Consider the following 25,320-nt stretch of genomic DNA (forward strand, 5'->3'; position numbering starts at 1 on the left):
GACCGGCTTTAACAGCCGGTCTTTTATATTTACAGCCACTAACAATCAGCTTTAACTAACACAAATGAAAAAAGGACTACTTTTCATAAGTTCATTCTTATTAACGGCTAACATTTTTGCCCAACAGGTCACCAAAGTTACCGACCCTGTAGAGTGGATAAACCCACTAATGGGCACGCAATCAAAATATGATCTGAGTAATGGTAACACCTACCCTGCCGTTGCCGTGCCATGGGGCATGAATTTTTGGACCCCGCAGACCGGTAAAATGGGCGACGGCTGGCAGTACACCTATGACTCATATAAAATAAACGGCTTTAAACAAACCCACCAGCCATCGCCATGGATGAACGACTACGGGCAGTTTGCCATTATGCCGGTAACAGGTGCTTTAAAGGTATCGCAAAACGGCCGCGCAAGTTGGTTCTCTCACAAGGCAGAAATATCTAAACCGTACTACTACAGCGTTTACCTTGCCGACCATGATGTTACAGCAGAGATTGCTCCAACCGAGCGTGCCGCGCAATTCAGGTTCACGTTTCCTAAAACAGATAGCTCATACATTATTGTTGATGCATTTGACAGAGGATCTTACATAAAAGTATTGCCAGGCCAGAAAAAAATAGTTGGCTACTCAACTAAATATGCGCGTGGCCCGCTTAAAAACTTTAAAAACTACTTTGTTATTTACGTTGATAAACCGATTACCACATCACAAGTGTATTCGGATAGCACGCTAAAAGAAGGCAACGAGCTAAAGGATAAACACGTAATGGCTGTAATTGGCTTTAAAACTGCTAAAGGCGAAAAGGTTAACCTGCGCGTGGCCTCATCTTTCATCAGCGAAGAGCAGGCCGAGCTGAATCTGAAGCGCGAGCTGGCTAACGATAGCTTTGATGCTACCAAGCAAAAAGCAAAAGCTGTGTGGAACAACACCTTAAGCCGCGTTGCTGTTGAAGGCGGTACTGTAGACCAGATGCGCACCTTTTACTCTTGCTTGTACCGCATGCTATTCTTTCCCAATAAGATGTACGAGCTTGATGCAAAAGGCAGTCCGGTGCACTGGAGTGCGCAAAACGGCGAGATACTACCAGGTTATAAATTTGCAGGCACAGGTTTTTGGGACACTTTCCGCGCCTTATATCCTTTCTTAAACCTTGTGTACCCATCTATTAATAAAGAGATGCAGCAAGGTCTGATAAACGACTACAAAGAAGGTGGCTGGCTGCCGGAATGGAGCAGTCCCGGTTACTCGGCAGTAATGATAGGCAACAACTCAGCGTCAGTAGTATCAGATGCGTATATGAAAGGTTTGCGCGGGTACGATATCAACACTTTGTACCAGGCGCTACTTCACGGCGCTAACAATGCCGGCCCTGCTGCTACAGGCCGTGAGGGTGTAGAATACTATAACAAACTGGGATATGTGCCTTATGATGTTAAGATCAACGAGAATGCAGCCCGTACTTTAGAATACGCCTATGACGATTTTACAATCTATCAGTTAGGTAAAGCGCTTGGTCGCCCGGCGTCTGAAACTGATGTATATCGCAAGCGTGCCATGAACTATAAAAACCTGTTTGACCCTTCAACCCGTTTTATGCGTGGCAAAAATAAGGACGGGAAATTCCAGTCGCCATTTAATCCAACCAAATGGGGCGATGCCTTTACCGAAGGTAATAGCTGGCATTACACCTGGAGCGTTTTCCAGGATGTACAAGGCCTTATAGACCTGATGGGTGGCAAACAAAACTTCAATGCAAAATTAGATTCGGTATTTACAATGCCACCAGTTTTTGATGATAGTTATTATGGTGAGGTGATACATGAGATCCGCGAAATGCAGATTGCTGGGATGGGCCAGTATGCGCATGGCAACCAGCCTATTCAACACATGATCTATTTGTACAACTACGCAGGCGAACCCTGGAAAACTCAACTGCACGTGCGTGATGTGATGAATAAAATGTACAAGGCTACGCCTGATGGTTATTGCGGAGATGAAGATAACGGCCAAACATCTGCGTGGTACGTTTTCTCTGCCATGGGCTTCTACCCTGTTACGCCCGCTACGGATCAATACGTACTTGGCGCACCTTTATTTAAGAAAATAACATTGAAGCTGGAAAATGGCAAAACGGTCATCATCAATGCTGCAAACAACAGCGCCGATAACAGATATGTAACAGCGTTAACTGTAAACGGTAAGCCATACAGCAACAACTGGCTTAGTCACAAAGCTTTGCTGCAAGGCCAAACGCTCAACTTCAACATGTCTGCAACGCCTAATAAAGTGAGGGGTTCTAAGCCAGCCGACGTACCATATTCATTATCTACCGATAAAAAATAACTAAAACATGAGGGTTGCGAAAACACTTTTGGGGCTTACTATTGCTGTTTGTGCATTTGCAAATACATCAACTGCTCAGGTAGGCAAACCGTTGCCGCTGCCGGTACCGCCGCCTGCGGTAAAACAATCACCAGGAACTTTGGCGGTGGCCAAGCCCGTGATGCTAAGTACCATGCGGTTGGGTGTTGCGGGCTTGTCGCACGATCATGTTCACCTTATCTTGAGCGACTACCGCGACGGCAAGGTAAATATGGTAGGCATCGCAGAAGCAAACAAAGATCTGCGAGCCCGTATGCAAAAGCAATACAATATCCCGGACTCTTTGATGTTCGACGACCTGAAGAAAATGATATTGGCCAAAAAGCCGCAAGTTGTATTAGGTTATAACCCTGTTGCCAAGCATGTTGATATTGTTGAAACCTGCGCCCCTTTGGGCATATCTGTAATGGTAGAGAAGCCCCTTGCTGCAACTTTGCAACAGGCCAGGCGGATGGAGTTTTTGGCGCTTAAATATTACATAAGGCTGCTTACGAATTATGAAACTACCTGGTACCCTTCTTTCAATAAAGTACGCGAAGTTGCCAATAAAGACAGTATAGGGCAAATTCGCAGAATGGTGGTACACGATGGGCACGAAGGGCCTAAGGAAATTAATTGCAGTAAGGACTTTACTGATTGGCTTACCGACCCGGACATGAACGGTGCAGGGGCTTTAAACGATTTTGGCTGTTATGGTGCTAATTTAATGACCTGGTTATTAAATGGCCAGCGCCCAACCGCAGTAACGGCCATAGCCCGCCATTACAAGCCACAGACCTATCCAAAAGTTGAGGACGATGCTACAATCATTGTTGAGTACCCAACAGCAACAGGTATCATTGAAGCATCATGGAATTGGCCATACTCCATTAAAGACCTCGAGGTTTTTGGCGACGAAGGTTACATGCATGCTTTTGACAAAGACAACATCCTTACACATATTGACAAACAACCGCCGGTAACTTCCGTTGCGCCGCCAATAGCTGCTCCTTACGACAATCCGATTACCTACCTGGAGGCGGTGGTAAAAAACCCGATGATCGGTATTACCGACAGGTCTTCATTGAGAAATAATATGATCGTAATGCAAATACTTGACGCTGCCAAACGCTCCATAGCAGAAGGTAAAAGAATAGTTTTATAACCATTTTTAACTTAACAAAGTTCCGCTTAAAGCGGAACTTTGTTGTTTATACCAACTATTAAAATCGTATTAAATTTATTAACACTTAATACTGCGCCATCAAAATATTTTATTTTAGCGCTTCAAAATCATCACCATCTATATTATGATCAAACAACTTTCGGCATTGTTGCCTTTCTGCGTTGTAGGTATGCTCTCATGCCAGTCTAAACCGGCAAATTCTGATAGTTCTGTTAAAGCAGACAGTGCTTCGCGTACTGCTGCAGCTACTGAAAATACTAAATCGCCTGTAGCGCAAGTGGCTAAGGGAGCCATTGATAAAGCTGCAATAATGGCCAAAAAACAAGTGCCTGTAATTTGCTACCACCAGATACGTGATTGGAAACCAACAGATTCCAAGGGTGCTAAAGATTACATAGTACAGATCGCTGCCTTTAAAGATCATATGAAAATGCTGGCCGATAGCGGCTATCATACCATCCTGCCCGATGAGTATTATAACTATCTGGTAAATGGTGCTAAATTACCTTCTAAACCCATTATACTTACCTTTGATGATACTGATCTTGATCAGTTCACTATCGCAGCACCAGAGATGAAAAAGTATGGTTTTAAAGGTGTGTTCTTTGTAATGACGGTATCTATCGGTCGCCCGCATTACATGACAAAGGAGATGATCAAACAACTGAGTGATGCTGGCCACATCATTGGTTCACATACCTGGGACCACCACAACTTTAAAAAATTCCAGGGTAAAGATTGGGAGATCCAATTAGATAAACCAACCAAGAAGTTAGAAGAGATAACCGGCAAAAAGATCACCTGGTTTGCTTATCCATTCGGTTTATGGAATGCACAAGGTATCCCCGAGCTTAAGAAACGCGGTTTCATAGGCGCCTTCCAATTAGCTGAGAAACGCGACCCCAATGAGCCTTTATTCACCCTACGCCGTATCTTAGATAGCGGTTACTGGAGTACCAAAACTTTAAGCAATAGCATTAAAAACAGCTTCTAAGTTTAGAACAAAAATATTGAAGCCCTTTCCTAACAGAAGGGGCTTTCGTTTTTAATTTTTGTTGGTTACTTTTAGCCATCATGACCAATACGCTTCGTGCCATAATTACTTTTATATCTATTGCTTTAATTGCTTCTTGTAACCAGGAACCTGAAAAGCCGGTTACCGTACCCGGCGAGCAGTCGCGTAAATTGATAGATCTTCATTTTCAATACCTGAATGATCATAACCTAACCGACCTGGTTAACCAATACGCGGAAAAGGCAAAGATCACAACATCCGATTGGGATGGTGAAAGCTATGGCCGGCAAGGTGCTGATCAAATGTTCCATCAGGTTTTTTACGTGTCGCCTGATGCGAAATACCTTGTTGACAATGTGATCAACAATGATAGCACTATGATAGTTGAGTATGATGTAATTGGCCTCAGAGACAAGGCAAATAGCCCCATAAGGTATGACCTGCGTAACTGCAGCATTTTTAAATTAAAAAATGACAAGATCGTAAGTGAGGCGACATATTCAAACTCCCGCCTCTATCATGCCAAATAACAACGAAATGCCCCTCAAATGATAAGGGGCATTTTGTTGTTTACAAATTTTCTCCCGAAGGCCCCTGGCCTTTATTTGACGCTGTCTGGTCTGTGGGTTTTTCCAATTCCGGTGTATCGTTTGGCACGTCAGGTTCTGTTTCTGGTGTCACCGTGGGAATCTCTTTCGCAAGATCTGGGTTGTCAACTTTCTCATTAGCCTGAGTATCGTCATCCTGTTTCAAGGTGTCGTTATCTACATTTTCGATATTCCCTTTTATGTCGTGGTTTTGGCCTTGGTCATTGGCCCTGTCAAATCCGCCTGAATAATTTTCCATGATGGTAATTTAGATGTGTATTAATTAGATTATAAACTATTTAGTGATGTTTTTAAATTTTCAATCTTTTGCCGATACCCATTTAACAGCATCATCAAGTTCGTTCAACGCAAAACCTTTTGATTTTCCCGGAACAAAGAATTTGAAAAGATCAGATAACCATTGTACACCTTTCTGGTCGGTTACCACTGCGATCTTATTCCATTTGGTGAAGTTCTTCAGGCCCATTTTAACGTCATTCCACCATGCACCCGCTGTCCAATTCTGTACATCGGTCTCTAACACTAATAGATAATTTATCTCACCTTGCTTTTCAACAAGTTCGTTTATCCTTGGCATCAGCACGTTTTCTACGTCCTCTTTACTCACCTCATCTATCGCATGTATGCCTACCACATGAGGTTCCAGATCGTTAATAAATTGCAGCATTTTTAATTTTAAATTAAATCAACCAAAAGCCATACCACAATCAGTCTATCAAATACCATTATGCTCTTTATCTGTATCTTTGCGGGCAGAATGAACAGCAAGCTTTCGCAATATTCGCAATTGATAAAAACTGAGGCTAAAAGCCTTGGATTTTTATTCTGCGGTATCTCTAAAGCGGAATTTTTAGAAGAGGAAGCTCCCCGCCTCGAGGCCTGGTTAAACAAGGGCATGCACGGCGAAATGAAGTACATGGAAAACTACTTCGACAAACGCTTAGACCCGCGTTTACTGGTTGATGGAGCAAAATCTGTTATCTCATTGGGATTAAATTACCACACTGACGTTTTACAGGATGACCCTACCGCCCCAAAAATATCCAAATACGCTTACGGAACTGATTACCATACAGTTATAAAAGATAAATTAAAGCAACTTTTAACCTTTATCAATGATAAAATTGGAGAGGTTGGTGGCCGTGCATTTGTAGACTCGGCGCCTGTGTTGGATAAAGCCTGGGCAAAAAAAGCAGGTTTGGGCTGGATAGGAAAGAACACAAACCTCATCAGTAAAAAAACAGGTTCATTTTTCTTTTTGGCCGAATTGATAGTAGATATTGAACTTAGTTATGACATTGCCCCAACCGCTGATCATTGCGGCGACTGCACACGCTGTATAGACGCCTGCCCTACCGACGCCATTGTAGGCCCATATATAGTTGATGGTAGCCGATGCATCTCCTACCTCACTATCGAGCTTAAGAACGAACTACCGCAAGAATTTAAAGGCAAGATGGATAACTGGATGTTCGGCTGTGATGTTTGCCAGGACGTTTGCCCCTGGAACCGTTTTTCAGTACTACATCAGGAACCTGCATTTGCTCCCCACCCCGATCTGCACGGCCTGAAAAAGCAGGATTGGGAAGACATTACGCAGGAAGTTTTCCAGAAAGTTTTCAAAAACTCAGCTGTTAAACGCACCAAGTTTGAGGGGCTAAAAAGGAATATCACCTTTTTGAAGAAAAGTAATTAGAGATCACGCGACTATGAAATACAGAGTCAGCAATGACATGATTTAATTCATCGCTTCAAAGATTCTTCACTATCGCTCAGAACTCCAGTTTTTATTTAATGGATCAGTTAACTAATCCCTGATCGCCAATCACTAATCTCTGACACTACCCCTTTTTAAATTTCATAGCTAATTGTGCCAGCATATCGTCATCAACAGGTTTTGCCGGTTCTTCTTTCTTTTTAAAGGGCTTATTATATTGCTGGTTGCCCTGATTAACATTAGGGCTGCTTTTAGGTGCATTGTTTTGAAATGCAGGTCGGCTCTGTTGTTGCCCCTCAGTCGCCGGCGTTTGCTGGGCCCGGTTCTGATGACGTTCGGCTGCCTTCTTGGCGTTCCAACGCTTGTATATTTCTTCTAACTTACGCTTGGTGTATAAAGGAAAATCGCCCTGCATCATCCATGAATAATAGCTTGGCTCAACATTTAAAACATCTTCAACGCGTTTGCCTTTGTGCTTACCAAAATTTATTAGTTCTTCACCATCCTCGTTGTAAACCATGCGGCCGGCAAAATCAACCGGGCGGCTAAGGTTGGTAAATTTATGCAGCGCCTCAACATCCCCTACAACTGGTTTGCTTCTGTTACCTTTTTTATCTTCCCATTCTACATCTGCGTACTTTTCAAGTTGCGCCAGTAAAACTTCCATGGTTGCGCGAGTATCTGCCTCTGCAGAGTGTGCATTGATAATCTCTTTCTGGCAATAAAACTGGTAAGCTGCCTTTAGTGTGCGCTGCTCCATCTGGTGGAAAATATTCTGCACATCAACAAAGTGACGGTTATCGAGGTCAAAATCTACACCGGCTCGCAGAAACTCTTCCATCAGCATTGGTATGTCAAATTTGTTGGAGTTGTATCCGGCAAGGTCGCTCTCCTGTATAAAATCAGCTATTTCCTTGCCTAACTCTTTAAATTGCTTTTCGCTTTGGATATGTTCATCATAAATACCATGCACTAATGACGACTCCAGTGGAATTGGAATTCCCGGATGCACGCGCCATGTACGAGCTTCGTCAGTTCCATCAGGATGAAGTTTGATAACAGATATCTCTACTATTCGGTCGGCACCAATGTTGGTACCGGTTGTTTCCAGATCAAAAAATGCAAGCGGACGCTTTAACTGTAGTTTCATATAAGTTGTAAGTATACAAAGGTGCCAAAATCACCATCATTTTTGTTATTTAATTTTAAGTAATTTTTAATATTTTCAGGCTAATAATTGATCCCTAAACTATATGTACAAATTTCTGTTTAACCTGCTGGTAATCATATGCATGGCTACCTTCTCTCAAGCGCAGGATTTCCCATTCGGTTCGTTCACCGTTGACGAACTACAACAAACAAATTATAAAAACGATACTTCGGCCCACGCATACGTCATAAAGGAGTTTGGTTCGACCAAGCTTGATATGGGTAATAATGACCGTATCAATATGTTTTACAAGTACCACGTAAAGATCAAAATACTTGATGCAAAAGCTTTTGATAAAGGTACTATCAGTATTCCGTTCCGTAGCTATGATGATGTTATTGAAGATGTAAGTGACATTAAAGCGCTGACTACCTATATGGAAGATGGAGGTGCCGTAAAAAAAGCCGAATTAGATAAAAGCAAGATTTACACAACAACCATAAATAAGTATTGGAAAGAAATAAAATTTGCAATGCCTAATCTGCGCAAGGGCTGTATTATCGAGTATTCTTATACCAAGATCATACCTGGCTTTTATAGTTTCCCATCATGGGAGTTTCAAAGCGATATACCTAAAATGTATTCTGAGTATGAAGCGCATATTCCTGCCTTCTGGACGTACACCGCAATGATGCGGGGCTCGCTTAAACTCACCAAAAGCAAAGCAGATATTGAAAAGGAATGCTTTAGCTCAAGAGGCTCAAAATGCGATTGCTCATTCTTGTCATATGGCATGGCAGATATACCCGCGATGGTGGAGGAAGATTACATGACCGCGCCCAAAAATTTCTTATCCGCTGTTTATTTTAACCTTCAGGAATGGGTAAATCCTTACACCGGGGTTAAACAACGCGAAACAAAGGAATGGGCGGATATAGATTACAACCTTAAACATGCAGATTATTTTGGATCACAAATTAAAAAGAACCTGCTAAAGCCATATTTACTACCGGTTATTGCAGGTGCTAAAGACGATCTCTCAAAAGCGATAGCTGTTTACCAATACATTCAAAAAAACATCAAGTGGAACCAGATCAGATCTACCGGAAGTGAGAGTGTCAAAAAGGCATTGGAAAGCCACAGCGGGGATGTTGCTGATATCAATCTTGGACTTGTAGCTGCACTAAATTCGGCGGGTATCAAAACCGATGCTGTATTGGTATCAACGCGCGATAACGGCATTGTTAACAGGCTTTACCCCGTTGAGCGTGAGTTTAATTATGTCATAGCAAAAGCCACTATTGGCTCAGATGATTACCTGCTGGATGCCACTGATCCCATGCTACCATTCGGCACTTTACCAATGCGTTGCCTTAACGACCAGGGCCGTGTGATATCATTTGATAAACCATCTTACTGGCTGGACCTGAACAACAAACAACGCAAGGCCACCACCAGTTCGCTGGATTTAACCCTGGAAAGTAACGGCAAATTAAAAGGAACAATCACCACCTACTCAAGCGGATATGATGGCTATCTTAAACGTTTGGCCATCAAAAAATTCAACAGCACTGATGAATATGTTGAAAATCTTGATGAGCGGTTAACGCATGTTAAAATATTAAAATCGGATTTTACAAACCTGGACAGCCTGGATAAGCCTTTGGCAGAAAAATACGATGTTGAGATCGACCTTTACAACGGCTTAAACCATGATAGAATGGCTTTTAATCCGATGTTGTTAGACAGGATGGTTGTTAACCCGTTCAAATTGACAGAACGCGCTTACCCTGTTGACCGTGGCATGCCATCGAGCGACCGTTACACCATTACTATGCACCTGCCGGCCGGATACAGCATTGAAAGCGCTCCGCAACAGGCTAACATTGGCTTGCCAAACAAAGGCGGCCGCTTTATGACCGACTTTAGCGGTGAGGGAAATAACTTTGTCTACTCAAATGTTATCCAGTTTGATAAGGCCATTTATGCTCCGGAAGAATATCCGTATCTAAAGGAGCTTTATAATAAAATAATTGCCTCAGAGAAAGCAGAAATAGTGTTTAAGAAAAAATCATGAGACGTGTTTTAACTTTTCTTTTCTGCCTTTTTTTCGCAGGCGTTGCAATGGCACAGGCTAATTACGCCGTATCGGCAATACCTAAAGATCTCCTACCCTATGCCAGCGCCGTGGTGCGCAACCAAAACGTAGTTACGGAGATAAAAGATCCCGCTAATACTATTTACCGGATAAAAAAGGCGGTTACCATCCTTAACGAAAATGGCGATGATATTGCGCGAATAGTGTTGTTCTACGACAAGAGCCGAGCTATAAAAAGCATAAAAGGAGCTACCTATGACGAATTTGGCAAACTGGTAAGTAAATTCTCAGAAAAAAACTTCAATGACGAAGGCACCAGCGATGGCTTTTCTTTATACCAGGATTCGCGGGTTAAACACTATCTGCCAACCATCGGATCATACCCATACACTATTGAATATGAGGTGGAGATGCGTTTTAAACAAACCCTGGTACTGCCCGACTGGAACCCTGTTAATGAACCCGGCGTTGCTGTAGAAAAAAGCACTTACTCCTTTGCCTGTAAACCCGATTTTAAGATAGCCTACAAAGAGATAAACCTACCGGCCAAAATGGTTAGCGGCACTACCAAAGAAGGCTTGGTTACTTACAATTGGGAAGTAAACAATCTAAAAGCTTATCGCAATGAACCATATAGTCCTATTGCCGAAAACTATTTTGCCCGCCTAAAAATTGCCCCTAAAACTTTTACTTATGGCGGCATCCCCGGCAGTAGCAGTAATTGGAATGAATTGGGTAAGTGGACTTACGATAATTTACTAAAGGGCCGCCGCGATCTGTTACCCGCTACCAAAGACATGGTTAAACAGCTAACTGCCAACATTACCGATCCCAAAGAAAAGGCTAAAAAGATATACGAATATATGCAAGGCAAAACCCGGTACATTAGCGTGCAGATCGGTATTGGCGGTTTTCAGCCCTACCCTGCCTCTGAGGTGGACCGATTAAATTACGGTGACTGCAAGGGCCTGGTGAATTACACACAAGCTTTATTAGAAGCAGCTAATATACCCTCGTGGTATTGTGTTGTTGAGGCCGGAGCTGGTAAAAAGATAAGTATGCTGCCTGATTTTGCCACGATGGATCAGGGTAATCATATTATACTTTGCCTGCCTTTTAAAAACGACACCACTTTTCTGGAATGCACCAGTCAAAAAATACCTTTTGGCTTTTTAAGTGATTTTACTGATGACCGCACTGTGCTGGCTTGCACGCCGGAAGGTGGTAAGCTGCTGCATACACCTAAATACACGGCAGCCCAAAACCTGCAAACACGTACTGCGCAATTCAATATTACTGACAGCGGCGACCTTATAGGTGAAGTGACCGCCATATATAAAGGTACCCAGTACGATAACCCTGAAGAATTGGTTGATGAGCCATTTACCGAGCAGGTTAAAACCCTGCGCAAGCAGTACAACTATTTACCCAACCTGGAGATAGAAAAGCTGAGCTTAAAGCAGGATAAATTGCAAATGCCGGTATCTACAGAAACAATTAAGCTTAGTGCCGGAGAATTTGCATCAACGGATAACGGCAAGATCTACTTCTCGCTTAACCCTTTAAACCGCAGCCGGTCTTTGAAAGGTGTTAGAAACCGCATCAACCCGGTTTATATTAACCGTGGTTATACTGACGAAGATGAGATCACTTATATTTTGCCTAAAGGATATCATCCGGAAACAGAGGGCTGGCACGTAAACATAGATGAGCCTTTTGGCAAATACCATGCGAGTGTTAAGATCGCCGACGGTAAGCTGACCTATAAACGCAGCCTAAAGGTTATTGATGGCACCTACGGCAAAGAAACTTATAGCAAGCTGGTTGAGTTTTACCAAAAGATAGCAGATAACGATGCATACACTGTATCGCTGGTAAAAAACTGATCTATTAACTAAAAATAATAATGCCGAGTATGATGCCGACGATCATGATCACATAGAGCATGATCTCGGTGCCGGCAAAGCGCTTATATTTTGTCCAGAAAGAGTAATCTTGTTTTTCCTTAGCCATTTCTACAAAAATAAACCTTTTAAATGGGTGATAGCTAATTTACTGACCGTCTGTTTGGGCAGTAGCCGTATCATTCACAATTATCGAGCCTGCACGTGAGAAATATTTGTAGATGCCAATGTCATGCAAACGTGCTATCATTACACCCTTACGGGTACTGGCATGCACAAAATAGCCGTTTTGTAAATAAACACCCACATGGCTAAACTGCTTACCATCAAAGTCAAAGAATACCAGGTCGCCTTCCTGTAACTCCTCTTCATATTTACGTTTGATGATGCCAACCTGCGTAGCACAAGTGCGTGGTACAGATTGGTCATAAACCTGCAGTTGCAGTAAAAACACCAAACCAGAACAGTCTACGCCATCTTTATCCATCCCACCAAAACGGTAGGGTGTGCCGTACCATTCATCAATAAAACTGTACAAACGGCCATTTTGTATATCGTTACGCTTGATACCCATCAGTGCCGAATATTTATCAGCAAGTTTCTTATCTGGCTTTACCATCACATACGGGCCGCGCTTAACGGGGATAGCGCCATCAGCATAATCAGCAGGTTTACGTGGTGTCAGCTTATGCGAACACGATGATAAAACTGCAATAGCAGCTGCAAATAAAATAAGCCTGTAGTAGCGTATTAACATAATTACTTAAAGTTACTCCGAAAGCTAAAAATGTTACAAGAGATGTTATAAACATTTTAACATTGAAAATTATACTTCGTATAATTCAAGCGGCAAGCCATCGGGGTCGTTAAAGAAAGTGAAGCGTTTGCCGGTAGTTTCATCAGTACGTATCGGTTCGGTGATAACCCGGTACTCGTTTAAATGAAAAATCGCTTCTTCAAGGTTGTTTACTTCAAATGCTAAATGCCGCAAACCCAAAGCCTCAGGTCGGGAAGGGCGCGGCGGCGGCCCCGGAAAAGAAAAAAGCTCGATCTGGTAGAGTCCGTTGACTTCCAGATCAAGCTTGTATGATCTACGTTCTTCACGATACACTTCCTGAAGCACAGTAAAACCTAAAATTTCAGTATAAAACCTTTTAGATTGCTCATAATCTGAACAAATGATAGCGATGTGGTGTATCCTGTTCAGCTTTAGCATCTTATTCGTCGCCCAAAATTACGTGCAGCACATTATCGTGCACCATTTTAATATCGGTAATGTTGCCGAACAGCTCACCGTCAACAGTAGCGTTACCTAAACCGTTTACTGTACCTAATAAGCTAAACTCGGTTTCACTGGTAGCCATCATCTCAATAAAGCGCTCCTGGTCATCAGGTGTTACGGTAACTACTACCCTGCCCTGCGCTTCACCAAACAGGAAAGCATCTTTACGTATGCCGCTATCGCTCTCAATGTCAAAACCTAAACGGTTAGGCATAGCTGCTTCAGTTAAAGCAATGTACAAGCCACCATCCGCAACATCATGCGCAGATTGAATAACTTTATGTTTGATCAATTGCTTAACAACCTGGTGCATTGCATACTCTTTTTCAAGATCAAAATACGGAGCCGGAGCTTTTAATATTTTGTGGTACGATGCCAGGTATTGTGATGATGCTATATCATTTTGCGATTCGCCGATCAGATAAATCAGATCGCCCGGTTGTTTAAAATCTAAGGTCATCAGGTTATCCAGCTCATCCATCACACCTAACATACCAATGGTTGGCGTAGGGAAAACAGGGCCTTCATCTGATGATTGATTGTAGAAACTTACATTACCACCGGTAACGGGGGTTTCAAATTTAGTACAAGCCTCGCCCATACCTTTAATAGCACCAACAAACTGCCAGTAAACTTCGGGCACGTAAGGGTTACCAAAGTTTAAGCAATTGGTAATAGCTACAGGTTCGCCGCCTGCACAAGTAATGTTACGCGCAGCTTCGGCAACGGCAATTGCAGTACCTTTCTGCGGATCAGCATATACATACCGCGAGTTACAATCACAGGTAAGCACAATAGCTTTATCGGTATCCTTTACAGCAACCACAGCCGCATCGCTTGGGCGATTGGTGGTCATGGTTGATGTACCTATCATGGAATCATACTGATCGGTAACCCAACGTTTTGATGCCAGGTTGGCATGGCCTATCAAATGTTCTGCTACCTCTACCAAATTTTCAGGTTCGGTAACATCTTCAATCTTAAATTTCTGATTTTCGGCATAGTAAGCTGGCTCGCGATATTCGCGCTTGTAAACCGGTGCACCGCCACCCAATACCAGGTCATCAGCAGGCACATCAGCAACCTTTTCACCGTTCATAAAATACTCAAGGCGTTGGGTATCGGTTACTTCACCAATAATGGCGCAGTTAAGGTCCCACTTATCAAAAACAGCCTCAACAAGGGCTTCTTTACCTTTCTCTACAACAATAAGCATACGCTCCTGTGATTCAGATAACAGGATCTCGTATGGTTTCATGTTTTCCTGGCGCATCGGCACACGATCAAGGTGAATGATCATACCATGCTCGCCTTTAGCACTCATTTCAGAATTTGAGCAGATAATACCAGCTGCACCCATATCCTGCATGCCAATTACAGCACCTGTCTTGATTACCTCAAGCGTAGCCTCCAGTAACAATTTCTCCTGGAAAGGGTCGCCTACTTGTACAGCCGGTAAATCGTTTACCGAATCTTCTGTAATATCTTTTGATGCAAAAGCCGCACCGTGTATTCCATCTTTACCGGTTGCAGAACCAACGATATAAACCGGGTTACCCACACCATAAGAGGTTGCCGAAACAGTTTCTCCCGCCTTAACAATACCGGCAGAAAAAGCATTAACAAGCGGATTAATGTTGTAGCATTCATCAAAGAAAAGTTCGCCGCCAACTGTTGGGATACCAAAGGCATTACCGTAATGGCTGATACCTTTTACTACGCCCTTAACCAGCCATTTGGTTTTATCAAGGCTTAGGTCGCCGAAACGCAAAGAGTTCATCTGAGCGATTGGCCTTGCGCCCATGGTAAAAATATCTCGGTTTATACCGCCTACACCTGTTGCTGCGCCTTGGTAAGGCTCAAGCGCTGATGGGTGGTTATGCGATTCGATCTTGAAAGCGCAGCCAATACCATCACCAAGATCAACTAAGCCAGCGTTTTCTTCCCCTGCTTTAGCAAGCATGCGAGGGCCATCTTTAGGAAGGGTTTTAAGCCATGTGATAGAGTTTTTGTAAGAGCAGTGTTCGCTCCACATTACCGCGAAAATAGAAAGCTCGGTAAAATTTGGTACGCGGCCTAATATTTCTTGTATGCGGTCAAATTCTTCAGGTAAAAGTCCCAGATCGCGGGCGGTTTCAACGGTTGTTAATTCCTGGTTCTCCAATGTAGTTTCTTTTATGTTGAAAGGATGCGCGAAATTAAGAAAAAAGTCCGTAAGACCGAAGTCCGAAAGCTAAAGATGATGTTCTCTTCTTCGGATCTCCGGACTTCGAACTTCTTAACCTACGACTTGAAAAATCACTCACTCAACTGAAAATTCATGGGGATGCTGTATCTCACCCTTACTGCACGACCGTTCTGTATGCCGGGTTTCCATGGTTTGGCCAATTTTAAAACCCTAATGGCTTCCTCATCCATTCCGTAGCCTGCCTTCCCTGTAACGGTTATGTCTGTCAAGCGGCCATCCCGCTCTACCACAAAGCTTACCATTACCCGGCCACTTTTACCCTCCTCTTGTGCTTGTGACGGGTAACGCAGATTTTTGCTTAAAAATTTTGACCAGCCGGCTGCACCACCATCAGGCTCAGGCATCACTTCTATTGTACTAAAATCTTTTATAGCATTAAGATCAGTTTCAGTTCCATCACCACCGCTACCCAACGCCGGTGCTGGTTCTGCTATTTGTGGTATGCCGCCATCACCTTTTGTAGTTTCAGCACCAACTTCTGTCTTTGCCAACTCATTGATCGTTGGCATATCGGTGTCAACCTCTTTAGGCGTAATATGCGGTATTGTGAATTTTGTTGATGCCGCTGCAGGTAAAGGCTTTTCCGGGGTAGCCGTTGCTGCAGCCTTTTTTGGCTGCTCGATAATTTTGTCTTCCTGTTTGGGCGGCGGAGGAAGATCCGGAATAGTTAGAGTTGTGATATGTTCTAATGGTTCTATATGCTTACTTTTAGCGTAGGTGTAAGCACCTGTAACAATGATGATAGACCCGAAAGCGATAGCCATCGATTTTAGAATGGTTGCACCATAAGTTTTCCTTAGTTCATAAGCGCCATAGGCCTTATTGCGATTATGAAATACAAGCTCGAGCCACTCGGGATTGTAAAGGTTTAATTTTTCGTTTAGCATAGCGTTTAAAATTTTATTTTACTAATTAACGCATTTGCCAAATAAAATGTTGAATTTATTTGAACTTTTACAAAATATTTATTTGAATATTTATTTTTTTAAGATTTTTATATCGTATTAAGAGTTAAAGTAAAAATTTTATTTGGTATTAAACTACCAATTACCTGTATGTACCTTCTTAACCTCGGGCCGCTTCATAACCGGTGGATTGTTGTCAATGGCTTGCTTAAGTCTCAGTTCCGTAGTAATACATCCAGTTGCTACCTGGTTATAAATGTCATCAGCTTCTTTTTGGCTATATTTTGAAGTTAAGTTTTTCAGATCGATGTGGACACCTTGCACAGCTACCATATTTCCGTATCTGTCGCGTTTATACGGGGTGTAAACAAAATCACCAAATTTATACTTGTATCTTCCATCCGCTGCCTGAAAATTCAGAGTGTAACTTACCTCCCCGCTTTCTTTTCGCACCAGTGAAGTGCCGGTATAATTCATAAACTTACCCGCTACGTTAAACGCTTTATCAGCTTTACCCTTTTTGGGTTTTGCATCTTTGCTTAACGCCGCAGCAAATTTCCACGCCCGTGCGTAAACACTGTCAGCAGATAGCTCCGGCTTAGATACCACTTTATAATACACATACTCGTTATTCTCATCAAGCTGCAAAGAATCTTTCTGTGCATAAAGCTCCGCAGTAGCAAACAATAGCGTAACTAATAACAATGCTTTTTTCATACTTATAAAGATAAGCCATCCGCGGTTAACCGGGATGGCTTAAAAATTAAATTAAATCGTACTTATTATCCTTTAGAAAGCGTAAACAGCTGCCAGTACAAACTGCGATGCTGTTTTGGTTAAACCACCACTTTTCGTAGTAAAGCCGTCAGTATCGTTCTTGTTGTTATCCAATCTGAACTCTGGTATTAAAGTTAGCGGCCTGGCTTTCACATTTGCAGTTAAGGTAGCAGCAAACACGGAACTGCCCGGCGGCGGACCTAAAGTTGCATAAGAACCGCTTTTAGTTTTAAAGTATTCACCACGAAGACCCAAAGTAACATCTTTAGATACACCTACCTGCGGATAAAGCGCAACACCGGTAAAACCACCCGTGCCAACAACAGCGGCAGGTTTAAAATCAGCTGCATTTAAGCCTAATTTAAATATATCTGTGATCTGGTAAGATGTAGTAAGGTCAAACTCGGTACCTGATAATTTGCCTGTAAGCACATTTAAATATGCAGTCCAACCGGTAACAGGCGAAATCATGAGCTGAGCGCCAAAAGTGTTCACCTTATTAACGGAAGTGTACAAATTCCATGAATCGTTGAAGATACCGGCCATTAAACTAACCTTACTGCTAAAGGCATAAGTTGCTTTAAAGCCAGGGTTTTGGAAAGGACCATTAGTGAACAGATACGATGTAGAATAATTGAAGTTACCTACCGGGCTTATCACTTCGTAACCTACAAAAGTTGCCATATAACCACCCGTTAAGTTTAACTTATCGGTAACATCATATGAAACGTATAAATTTTGGATGTGAAAGCTGTTTGTTTTCTCGTCATAAACCCCAGCAGCGTTTGGAATAGATTGCGCTTGCCCGCGCGGACCAAATGATAACTCCCCAACAAATGATGCTTTACCAACCTTCTTTTTTAACGCAAGGTCAACCATACCTATCGAAACTGAATTTTGATCTGAAGCGAAGCTGGTTGGAATGTTATTGTGTTTAGAGAAGTCATATTTATAATACGTGTCAACAGAACCGGATATAGTTAGGGCCGGATCTGTCTTGGTTGTGTCCTGCGCTTTCGCGACGAACACTGCTAAAATTGAAAATGATAAAAGTAAAAGTCTTTTTTTCATGATAATGGATTAAATTTCAAAGTGATTAGTTAATTGTTTAGTTTATTTGTTAGTTGTCAGTAAAAACCGTCGCAAAAAAACAGATCACCTCACAAATCCATTCTACAATTAAGGCAATTAAAATAAAATACCTTGCCATTTTTATATAAAAAAGCTAAATTATTAGCTAATCATTATAAAAAAAAGCCATCTGTTTTATATTTTTTCTAAAATCAATAATAAAATCAATATTAACAAGGATTTTATGAACAATTTTTAATATATATTAAATTAAACAATGTTTTTGTTACCATCTTTTTAGATAAATCGCATTATAAATCATAATTCAATTAAAATAGAACCAAAAAATCCCATTTACATCACCTAAAATTTTTAATATTTAAATCAGACGGTTTTTTCAGCAATTACCTCTACTGTTTTATGGATTTATTTTTGTTAGGAATGACATTGCCGCAATCCCTAAACTTTGAAACAACTATTCATCGTTTATAAAAGGATTTTCTAATTTTGGACGCAACCAATTAGAAAAATTATGGCAAACACCCGTTTTCAGGCATTGCAAGCTGTGTCAAATCGCGAAATCCCTGAAATAAAGCTTCCTTCATCAAAAATCTCTGATTATTTCGGCGTAAATGTTTTTGATAAGCAAAAGATGAAAGAATTTTTGTCAAAAGACGCTTACGCTGTGATTGTTGATTCAATAGACAATGGCGTTCCTATCCCTCGCGATATGGCTGAACAGGTAGCGTCGTCGATGAAAGCATGGGCAATGGCTAAGGGTGCTACACATTACACGCACTGGTTTCAGCCGCTTACTGGCTCCACCGCCGAAAAGCACGATGCCTTTTTTGAGCCGACAGCGGATGGTGGGGCCATTGAACGTTTTAGCGGTGATGCATTATCGCAACAAGAACCAGATGCATCCAGCTTTCCGAGCGGAGGTATACGCAATACCTTCGAGGCACGCGGTTATACGGCATGGGATCCGTCATCGCCGGCTTTTATCATAGGCCGTACATTATGCATACCTACGGTATTTGTATCATATACCGGAGAGGCGCTTGATTATAAAGTACCTTTATTGAAGGCATTAAGCGCACTTGATAAAGCTGCGGTTGATGTTTGCCATTATTTTGATAAAAGCATAGAGAAAGTAAACGCCTCATTGGGTATTGAGCAGGAATATTTCCTGGTTGATACCGCTTTATTCAATGCCCGCCCCGATCTTTCGCTAACTGGCCGTGCCCTATTTGGTCACATGTCCGCCAAAAACCAACAGCTGGAGGACCATTATTTCGGTGCTATCCCAAGTCGTGTTTATGCCTTTATGCAAGACATGGAAACAGAGGCGCTGAAGTTGGGTATACCTTTAAAGACCCGCCACAACGAGGTTGCACCATCGCAATTTGAGTGCGCTCCTATTTATGAGGAGATAAACCTTGCCATAGACCATAATCAATTGCTTATGGATATTATGGACCGCGTTGCGCAACGCCACCACTTTAAAGTATTACTGCATGAGAAACCTTATGCAGGTATCAATGGCTCGGGTAAACACAATAACTGGTCGCTGATCACAAACACCGGAAAAAACCTGTTGTCTCCAGGCAAAACTCCGAAGAACAACCTAATGTTTCTCACCTTTTTTGTTAACACCATTAAAGCTGTACATGACCATGCCGATCTGCTTCGTGCGTCTATTGCATCAGTAAACAATGATCACCGCCTGGGTGCAAACGAAGCGCCGCCTGCTATTATCTCTATTTTCCTGGGCAGCCAGTTAACGGAAGTGTTAGATGATATAGACAGCTCGCGCCTGAGCAAAAAAATAAAAGAGGAAAACTCCTTATGGCAGGGGATTCCCAAAATCCCTCAGATTCTAAAAGATAATACAGACCGCAACCGTACTTCTCCTTTTGCCTTTACCGGTAATAAGTTTGAGTTACGTGCCGTAGGCTCATCAGCTAATTCTGCCAGCCCTATGACCATTCTTAACCTGATAATGGCAGATCAGCTTAAGCGGTTTAAATACGATGTAGATAAACTGATAAAAAAAGGGGAAAAGAAAGACGTTGCCTTAATGACCATTATTAAGCGTTACATCAAAGAGTCGCGCGCCATTAGGTTTGAAGGCAATGGATACAGCGAAGAATGGGAAAAAGAAGCAGAAGCCCGTGGCTTAGCCAATGTTAAAACTACACCTAAAGCGCTGGATGCTTTGATAACCGACAAGGCTGAAATTTTATTTGAAGAAACAGGTGTTTTCACCAAGCGCGAAGCGCATGCGCGCCATGAGATTTTGCTGGACAACTTTTATAAAAAATTACAGATAGAAGCCCGGGTAATAGGTGAATTAGCTATCAACATACTTATACCGGCGGCGCTCACCTACCAATCAAGATTGATTGAAAACGTTAGGGGTTTAAAAGATATAGGTTTGGATAAAAGTACTTATGTGGCTCAACTTGATATCATCAATAAAATTGCAGAACACGTTAACGGGCTTAAACAAAATGTTGACGATATGATAAACGAGCGCAAAAAGGCCAACAAAGTGGAAGACCTGCGTGAGCGCGCTATTGACTATGATGAAAAGGTGAAAAGCTATTTTGCTCCGATAAGATTCCATGCTGATAAACTGGAAACTTTAGTGGACGATAGCCTGTGGCCGCTACCAAAATTCAGAGAGTTGTTATTTATCAAATAAAACAAAAGCCCTTCAAAAATTTGAAGGGCTTTTATTTTAGCGTGCAAAAAGATCTGCCTGCTGGTTTTTGTGGATAATTACCTCCCGGTACTTATTAAGCACCGCAGACTTCGATATAAAGCCTATAAATACACCGTCTTTGACTACGGGCAGCTGCCAAACTTCCAATCCATCGAAAGCTTCCATTACCTCACTCATTGGTTCATCATGGTCGATTATCGCCGGCGGGGCTACCATAATATCTTCAACCGTATGGCCTTCCTGCACTGCAGTGAAAAGGCTTTTTCTTATCTCGTCAAGCCATATCACGCCCTCTAATGAGCCTTCTATATTTAACACCGCAAATATGTTAGCTTTGGTTTCAGCGAGTATCTTGTAAAAATCGGCCACAGGCATATTTTTATTGATAGCCTTGTAATCATAATTGATCACGCTATCCAGCCGCATGGCATTCAGTAAACTAAAGTCTTCATCGGGCTGTATGTTATCATCATGTATCAAATGGCTCCAATACATATTGTGTTTGTTAAACATCCTGGCAATAATATATGACATTGCTGATACGATCATCAGCGGAATAAACAGCACGTACCCGCCGGTTATCTCTGCAATAAGGAATATTGCCGTTAGCGGTGCATGCAATACACCACTTAGCGCACCTGCCATACCTACAGCCACAAAATTACTGGTGCTTAACTCTATCAACCCGGTCTGATTGACCGCATAAGCAACAAATAGTCCTAAGAACGCACCGGTGAACATGGTAGGTGCAAAACTCCCACCGTTACCGCCGGAGCCTATGGTAATCCCGGCAGCAATTATCTTTGCGAATACGAGCGCTGCAATAAACAGCAGCATTACCCACGGATTATCAAGCCAACTGCCAAAAATGATATCCTCTTTAAGCACATCAACGTTGCCATTAAGTATTTGCTGCAGATAGTGATAGCCTTCACCAAATAAAGTTGGTAAGATCATCAGCATTAAACCCAGAAGTAACCCGCCTGCAATAGCCCTTACATAACGGTTCTGCTTCAAAAATATCCCCTTTTCTAATTGTCCGCCAACTTTGGCGATGTATACAGATATCCAACCGCTTAAAACACCTAAAATAACATAAAACGGCAAGGCGCTCATATGCCAGCCGACCGTCACCAAATGAAACAGATCTTGTGAGTAAAGCATCTTGGCGACAACCACACCCGTTGCCGAGGCTATGAGTAATGGGATAAAAGTGGGGATGGTTATTTCCCCTATCAAGATTTCCAAAGAGAACAAAACACCGGCAATGGGGCTATTAAATACAGCAGCAATACCAGCTGATGTACCTGCCGCCAATAAAACCGTTTTTTCGTATGGGCTAAGATTGAAAAATTTACCCACATTAGAACCAATTGCCGCTCCTGTACATACGATTGGCGCTTCCAAACCTGATGATCCACCAAATCCTACAGTAAGTGAACTTGTAATTAGATGAGAGTAAAGATTATTGGAACGAATGTTTGAACGGTTCTTTTTGATGTTATATAATATCTTTCCGATCCCCTTTTGCATCTTGTCACGATTAACGATATGCTGCCAAGCTACGGTAAGGAAAATACCGAGCGCAGGTAAGAACACATAAATGACATGGAAAGGAAGATGCGATGATATGTTACGGCTCAACTCTTCCATCAAATGGACCAAAAACTTAAGGGTAACAGCGGCTAAGCCACCTATGAGGCCAACAAATACACTGCAATAAATAAGAAAGTTACGTTGGGCGTTACGTTTAAGGCGCCAGCGGTTAACTTTATGAGTAAACGTTTTGAACATAGTAGTGACGGGGAGTTCGGCAATGTAACAAATTTACAGCGTACAATACGATTAAGCAGTATATTTGCCCATGACTTCTCCGCAAAGATACGATCAGCGTGGCGTTTCAGCATCAAAAGATGATGTGCACAATGCCATTAAAAATATTGATAAAGGGATTTTTCCGAAAGCGTTCTGCAAGATAATTCCCGATATACTAACTAACGATCCGGCTTACTGTAATATTATGCATGCAGATGGGGCAGGGACCAAATCGTCATTAGCATATACCTACTGGAAAGAAACAGGCGATATTTCTGTTTGGCGCGGCATAGCACAAGATGCCATTATTATGAACATTGATGACCTGCTTTGCGTAGGTGCTACCGACAACATTTTACTGTCATCAACCATCGGTCGTAATAAAAATCTGATTCCGGGCGAAGTTATAGCTGCTATAATTAATGGCACAGAAGAAGTACTGGCAGATCTGCGAGATGCGGGCATCGGCATTTACTCAACCGGTGGCGAAACTGCCGATGTAGGCGACCTGGTACGTACAATCATTGTTGATTCTACCGTTACCTGCCGTATGAAACGCGAAGATGTGATCTCTAACGACAGGATAAAACCCGGCGATGTTATCGTTGGCTTAGCGTCATACGGCAAAGCAACTTATGAAACTGAGTACAACGGAGGCATGGGTTCAAACGGTTTGACATCTGCCAGGCACGATGTTTTTAATAAATCAGTAGCCGAAAAATATGGCGAAAGCTATGATCCCGCCGTTCCGTACGATCTTGTATTCAGCGGGAGTAAGACCCTAACTGATAAAATTGATATAGGCAATGGCGAAACTGTTACCGCAGGGAAACTGGTACTATCGGCAACACGTACCTATGCGCCTATTATTAAAGCCATTTTGGAAAAATACCGCAGCCGGATCAATGGGATGGTACATTGCAGCGGCGGTGCACAAACCAAAGTATTACATTTTATTGAGAATTTGCACATCATCAAGGATAACCTGTTCCCTATCCCACCCCTATTTAAACTGATCCAGGAAGAGTCGAACACCTCATGGCAGGAAATGTACAAGGTATTTAATATGGGCCACCGTATGGAGCTTTATGTGCCGAAAGAAATTGCAGAAGATATTATTGCTATCTCCAAAAGCTTCAACGTAGATGCTCAGATAGTTGGCCGCGTAGAGGCTGCTGACAAAAAACAGGTAACAGTTACGTCACCCTATGGCGAGTTTGTTTATAATTAAATTTACTATGTAAACAAAAAAGGGCTGCCGGTTGGCAGCCCTTTTTTATGTTAGGATTTTATCAATAAAAAGCCCTTCGAAATTTCGAAGGGCTTTTGAGTTATCAAATGATTGATAATTATTGAGTTATCTTTTGAATTACGTTACCCAATGAACTTGCTACGTAAATTGTACCTGTTGCATCTACAGCAACCGCTACCGGCGAGTTAAACGGAGTTATCAAATTTAAATAACCACTGCCTGCAACTGAAGTTACAGTACCAGCAGGTGTAATTTTACGAACGAGGTTATTGTTTGTATCAGCAACGTAAACATTACCGGCTGCATCAACGGCAACACCTGTTGGGCGGTTGAATGAAGCTGCAGTACCTGCACCATCAGCATTACCCATATTACCACTACCTGCAAATGTAGTTACAACACCTGCCGAAGTTACCTTGCGGATCACGTTGTTAAGTGCATCTGCTACATAGATATCACCTGTAGCGGTATTCAAAGCGATACCACGCGGGCCGTTAAATTTCGCAGAAGTACCAGTTGCGTCTACTTTCCCGGCACCGTTACCTGCCACAGTTGTTACAACACCGGCTGAAGTTACTTTGCGGATAGTATGATTGTTATATTCAGCAACATAAACATCTCCTGTTAAAGGGTTTACAGCTACGCTTGCTGGTCCGTTGAACCTTGCTGTAGTACCGGTTGCATCTACTTTACCAGAACTTGTTGAACCAGCCAAAGTACTTACAACGCCTGCGCTTGTAATTTTGCGGATCTGGTTATTGGCAAAATCAGCAACATAAGTGTTACCTGTAGCATCAACAGCTACACCGCTTGGGTTATTATAAGCTGCAACTACACCAGCCGCTGATGCATTAGTACTTCCCTGTACAGTTGAACCAGAGAATGTAGTGGTAGCACCAGAACTGATCACGATCTTGCGGATCTGATTATTCGCCTGATCGGCAACCAGAAGGTTGTTACCGGAAGCATCGATTGTGATACCTGTTGGGTAGCTGAATACTGCTGAACCAGCAGTACCGTTAGCAAAACCAGCAGCACCTGAACCAGCTACGGCAGATACTTTACCCGTTGTAGTAACAGGTATTGGATCTGGAGTAACAGCATCTTTTTTCTTGCAAGACGACATAACCATTGCAGGTATTGCTGCAATAACCGCCATTTTTGCTATAGTGATGAAATTATTTCTTTTCATGATT

At 42.3% G+C, this 25,320-nt stretch carries 21 protein-coding genes; 9 read left to right on the forward strand and 12 right to left on the reverse strand.

Annotated elements, in window-relative coordinates; all coding sequences use genetic code 11:
• Positions 1-64: 64 nt before the first annotated feature.
• From FPZ42_RS07425 to FPZ42_RS07440, 4 genes are all read left to right on the forward strand, one after another.
• The gene (locus FPZ42_RS07425; protein WP_146269914.1) at positions 65-2,350 is read left to right on the forward strand and encodes a GH92 family glycosyl hydrolase; all 2,286 of its coding nucleotides are present in this window, start codon (positions 65-67) and stop codon (positions 2,348-2,350) included.
• Between the two features lie 7 nt (positions 2,351-2,357).
• On the forward strand, positions 2,358-3,533 hold the full coding sequence (locus FPZ42_RS07430; RefSeq protein ID WP_261382250.1) for a Gfo/Idh/MocA family protein: 1,176 nt from the start codon (positions 2,358-2,360) through the stop codon (positions 3,531-3,533).
• Positions 3,534-3,678: 145 nt separating this feature from the next.
• Positions 3,679-4,548: a polysaccharide deacetylase family protein gene (locus FPZ42_RS07435; RefSeq protein WP_146269916.1), complete on the forward strand. Its 870-nt coding sequence runs from the start codon at positions 3,679-3,681 to the stop codon at positions 4,546-4,548.
• Positions 4,549-4,628: 80 nt separating this feature from the next.
• A complete protein-coding gene (locus FPZ42_RS07440; protein ID WP_146269918.1) occupies positions 4,629-5,099 on the forward strand; it encodes a nuclear transport factor 2 family protein in 471 nt (156 codons plus the stop codon).
• A gap of 40 nt (positions 5,100-5,139) precedes the next feature.
• Here the strand turns inward: FPZ42_RS07440 and FPZ42_RS07445 are convergent, their stop codons facing one another.
• Both FPZ42_RS07445 and FPZ42_RS07450 read right to left on the reverse strand, forming a co-directional pair.
• On the reverse strand, positions 5,140-5,415 hold the full coding sequence (locus FPZ42_RS07445; RefSeq protein ID WP_146269920.1) for a hypothetical protein: 276 nt from the start codon (positions 5,413-5,415) through the stop codon (positions 5,140-5,142).
• Positions 5,416-5,475: 60 nt separating this feature from the next.
• The gene (locus FPZ42_RS07450) at positions 5,476-5,844 is read right to left on the reverse strand and encodes a SpoIIAA family protein (protein ID WP_146269922.1); all 369 of its coding nucleotides are present in this window, start codon (positions 5,842-5,844) and stop codon (positions 5,476-5,478) included.
• A 90-nt stretch (positions 5,845-5,934) separates the two neighbouring features.
• Here FPZ42_RS07450 and queG point away from each other — a divergent pair, with 90 nt between their 5' ends.
• Positions 5,935-6,873 (forward strand): tRNA epoxyqueuosine(34) reductase QueG, encoded by a 939-nt coding sequence (gene queG, locus FPZ42_RS07455; protein ID WP_146269924.1) that lies wholly within the window; start codon positions 5,935-5,937, stop codon positions 6,871-6,873.
• A 145-nt stretch (positions 6,874-7,018) separates the two neighbouring features.
• Here the strand turns inward: queG and FPZ42_RS07460 are convergent, their stop codons facing one another.
• Entirely contained in the window at positions 7,019-8,044 is a 1,026-nt protein-coding gene (locus tag FPZ42_RS07460; protein ID WP_146269926.1) for a 3'-5' exonuclease, read from the reverse strand.
• 103 nt (positions 8,045-8,147) lie between these two features.
• Between FPZ42_RS07460 and FPZ42_RS07465 the strand changes: the two genes are divergently transcribed.
• A complete protein-coding gene (locus FPZ42_RS07465) occupies positions 8,148-10,121 on the forward strand; it encodes a DUF3857 domain-containing protein (protein ID WP_146269928.1) in 1,974 nt (657 codons plus the stop codon).
• Entirely contained in the window at positions 10,118-12,028 is a 1,911-nt protein-coding gene (locus tag FPZ42_RS07470) for a DUF3857 domain-containing transglutaminase family protein (RefSeq protein WP_146269930.1), read from the forward strand. Before FPZ42_RS07465 ends, FPZ42_RS07470 begins: the two co-directional genes overlap by 4 nt.
• Before the next feature lie 4 nt (positions 12,029-12,032).
• Here FPZ42_RS07470 and FPZ42_RS19355 read toward each other — a convergent pair whose 3' ends face one another.
• From FPZ42_RS19355 to FPZ42_RS07500, 7 genes are all read right to left on the reverse strand, one after another.
• Entirely contained in the window at positions 12,033-12,155 is a 123-nt protein-coding gene (locus tag FPZ42_RS19355; protein ID WP_255563179.1) for a hypothetical protein, read from the reverse strand.
• Positions 12,156-12,194: 39 nt separating this feature from the next.
• Positions 12,195-12,803, reverse strand: coding sequence for a C40 family peptidase (locus FPZ42_RS07475; RefSeq protein WP_146269932.1), 609 nt, complete (start codon positions 12,801-12,803; stop codon positions 12,195-12,197).
• A gap of 69 nt (positions 12,804-12,872) precedes the next feature.
• Complete coding sequence (gene gloA2, locus FPZ42_RS07480) at positions 12,873-13,262, reverse strand: SMU1112c/YaeR family gloxylase I-like metalloprotein (RefSeq protein ID WP_146269934.1); 390 nt, start codon at positions 13,260-13,262, stop codon at positions 12,873-12,875.
• Position 13,263: 1 nt separating this feature from the next.
• A complete protein-coding gene (gene purL / locus FPZ42_RS07485; protein WP_146269936.1) occupies positions 13,264-15,492 on the reverse strand; it encodes a phosphoribosylformylglycinamidine synthase subunit PurL in 2,229 nt (742 codons plus the stop codon).
• A gap of 134 nt (positions 15,493-15,626) precedes the next feature.
• Complete coding sequence (locus tag FPZ42_RS07490; RefSeq protein ID WP_146269938.1) at positions 15,627-16,463, reverse strand: energy transducer TonB; 837 nt, start codon at positions 16,461-16,463, stop codon at positions 15,627-15,629.
• A gap of 153 nt (positions 16,464-16,616) precedes the next feature.
• Complete coding sequence (locus FPZ42_RS07495; RefSeq protein WP_146269940.1) at positions 16,617-17,198, reverse strand: DUF4468 domain-containing protein; 582 nt, start codon at positions 17,196-17,198, stop codon at positions 16,617-16,619.
• Between the two features lie 72 nt (positions 17,199-17,270).
• Positions 17,271-18,329 (reverse strand): porin, encoded by a 1,059-nt coding sequence (locus FPZ42_RS07500; RefSeq protein WP_146269942.1) that lies wholly within the window; start codon positions 18,327-18,329, stop codon positions 17,271-17,273.
• A gap of 532 nt (positions 18,330-18,861) precedes the next feature.
• On the opposite strand from FPZ42_RS07500, the gene FPZ42_RS07505 reads away from it, so the two are divergent.
• On the forward strand, positions 18,862-21,036 hold the full coding sequence (locus FPZ42_RS07505) for a glutamine synthetase III family protein (RefSeq protein ID WP_146269944.1): 2,175 nt from the start codon (positions 18,862-18,864) through the stop codon (positions 21,034-21,036).
• 36 nt (positions 21,037-21,072) lie between these two features.
• Here FPZ42_RS07505 and FPZ42_RS07510 read toward each other — a convergent pair whose 3' ends face one another.
• Positions 21,073-22,851, reverse strand: a complete 1,779-nt coding sequence (locus tag FPZ42_RS07510; protein ID WP_146269946.1) for a chloride channel protein — start codon at positions 22,849-22,851, stop codon at positions 21,073-21,075.
• Positions 22,852-22,921: 70 nt separating this feature from the next.
• On the opposite strand from FPZ42_RS07510, the gene FPZ42_RS07515 reads away from it, so the two are divergent.
• The gene (locus tag FPZ42_RS07515) at positions 22,922-24,103 is read left to right on the forward strand and encodes an AIR synthase related protein (RefSeq protein ID WP_146269948.1); all 1,182 of its coding nucleotides are present in this window, start codon (positions 22,922-22,924) and stop codon (positions 24,101-24,103) included.
• Positions 24,104-24,221: 118 nt separating this feature from the next.
• Here FPZ42_RS07515 and FPZ42_RS07520 read toward each other — a convergent pair whose 3' ends face one another.
• A complete protein-coding gene (locus FPZ42_RS07520) occupies positions 24,222-25,316 on the reverse strand; it encodes an NHL repeat-containing protein (protein WP_222431551.1) in 1,095 nt (364 codons plus the stop codon).
• Positions 25,317-25,320: the final 4 nt, after the last annotated feature.

It is taken from the genome of Mucilaginibacter achroorhodeus (assembly GCF_007846095.1).
Lineage (GTDB): Bacteria > Bacteroidota > Bacteroidia > Sphingobacteriales > Sphingobacteriaceae > Mucilaginibacter > Mucilaginibacter achroorhodeus.